Here is a 1,222-nt window from a genome sequence, read left to right as displayed (position 1 = left end):
CGTCGGYAATGCCAACAAGACGCTCACGCTTAAGTACGACGTAACCCGTAGCGGCAAGGTTGTATCGTCCAAGGTGTTGACGGTGACGGTGACACCGATACCGACAACTGAGTTGGCAAAGACAGTGATCCGGATAAATGAAGCGGATGCTGCTACCAAAGTCCTGGATTTGAGTGGATCGGTTACCAATAAAACTCTACGCGTTGGGTCATGGCCGTTTATCGCGAGCTTCCAACCGGTAGCCATGTTATTGAGTGGCTTCAAGGCCGATGGATCGGTACATGAGCTGCAGGTATGGACTCTGGCGAGCAACGCGGTGACTGCTGGGTGGTTCAGCAATGGTTTCTATGATCAACGCGTCGCCGCCTCGTACTTCCTTGAACTGGGTCATGATACGAAACTGAAACTTCAGTTCAAGGCGACGCTTTCATCTAGTCAAGCCGAGGCTGACGCCATCATCTTCCCGATAGTGGAATACACTGTTAACACTCTGCCGGCAGAATTCCCTGTTCCCAAGTTGACCCAGGCCACGGGGACGGGTACCTCAGTTACCCTGGCGCCGTTGAATGCACAAAACGGCGGCACGGTGTCGGTGGAGTACACACCGATGTACACCACAGACAGCATCAAGGTGACGATGGTGGGGACAGCCGGTGCGGGTTCTCCGGTGATCCCGGCCAAGAATGGGGTAACGGCGGGCAAAGTCACGTTCGACATTACCAAGGCCGCGATTGCCGCCAACGTCGGTAATGCCAACAAGACGYTCACSCTTAAGTACGACGTAACCCGTAGCGGCAAGGTGGTTGCGTCCAAGGTGTTGACGGTGACGGTGACGCCGATACCCCAGGCTGAGTTGGCCAAAACGGTGCTCAAGATCAACCAGGCTAACGCGGCGACTCAAGTACTGGACTTGACTACGTTTACCGGCGATGCCACAGGGCAAATTGGTGTCTGGCCGTTTATCACTGCACCTTACCCCGTCTGGTTGAGGCTGCTGGGGAAAACGAACAAGGGCGTTGATCATTCGCTGACGGTGTATAACGGGGCGGGCAGTGCAGCTGTCAATCCGACCTGGATCGCTAACGGAAAAATCGAACCAGGGATTGCTCGTAGTTATTTGAATGGATTGGGTGATGGCACCAAGCTGCAGATGGAGCTCAAGGCAGCGGTCAGCACAAGCAAGGATGAAACCCTGGCCATCAGCTTTCCGATAGTGGAGTAC

General features: G+C 54.7%; 1 pseudogene. It reads left to right on the top strand.

The features are described from left to right. Window positions 1–1,222: pseudogene (locus BKD70_RS25155) on the top strand (hypothetical protein); the annotation flags it as partial.

The organism is Pseudomonas sp. BS-2016, from assembly GCF_001806145.1.
GTDB lineage: Bacteria > Pseudomonadota > Gammaproteobacteria > Pseudomonadales > Pseudomonadaceae > Aquipseudomonas > Aquipseudomonas lundensis.
This window is presented reverse-complemented; position numbering and strand designations above follow the sequence as displayed.